Raw genomic sequence first — 725 nt, forward strand, 5'->3', positions numbered from 1 at the left:
CACCCGCGACCACACCGCCAGCGTCTGCCCATCGTCGGTGCGCACCTTCGACAACACGGTGCCGGGGCCGGGCTGCGGTTGTGCGTGCAGCGCCGCAGCAGCCAATAGCAGTAACAGCAGGCAGGCAAATCGACGCGGCATGCGATGTCTCCGGACGCGGTGGGTTGAGCGCGGCCAACGTGCGCGCGCAGGCCGAAGTGGGCGGTGTGCCAGGCACACAGTGTACGAATGGTCCACGCCGGACTGAGTACCGACCGCGCGCGCCTGGCGGTGAGCGCAGTCGGTCTGTCCGCCCACCGAGACGACCTTCCCCGGGTTGCGCCGCCGATGCTGTGCCGGCGTCGGCGGCTTGTTCTTCCAGGATCGGCCTGGCCAGCGCGAACGCGTGGTTGGCGGCCGGCACGCCGCAGTAGATCGACGCCTGCAGCCGCACTTCCTTGACCTGCGCAGGCGTCAAGCCGTTGTTGGGCGCCGCACGCACGTGCAGCTTGAATTCTTCGTCGTGGCCCAGGCCGACCATCATCGACAAGGTGATCAGCGACCGGGTGTGGGCCGGCAGGCCGTCGCGGGTCCAGATGCCGCCCCAGGCGTAGCGGGTGATCAGGTCCTGTAATTCCTCGGTGAAGGCGCTGCGCGCGGTCAGCGCGCGATCGTCATTCGCATCGCCAAGGCCGCGGCGGCGTTCACACATGCCGGCTTGATACCGTACGCCTTCGTGCATGGGG

At 68.7% G+C, this 725-nt stretch carries 2 pseudogenes; both read right to left on the reverse strand.

The features are described 5' to 3' along the window. Nucleotides 1-141, reverse strand: a pseudogene (locus CSC70_RS13895) (alpha/beta hydrolase); the annotation flags it as partial. 172 nt (nucleotides 142-313) lie between these two features. After that, a pseudogene (pcaC, locus tag CSC70_RS13900) lies at nucleotides 314-721 on the reverse strand (4-carboxymuconolactone decarboxylase); the annotation flags it as partial. Between the last annotated feature and the right edge of the window lie 4 nt (nucleotides 722-725).

The sequence above is a fragment of the Pseudoxanthomonas kalamensis DSM 18571 genome, from assembly GCF_010211745.1.
GTDB lineage: Bacteria > Pseudomonadota > Gammaproteobacteria > Xanthomonadales > Xanthomonadaceae > Pseudoxanthomonas_A > Pseudoxanthomonas_A kalamensis.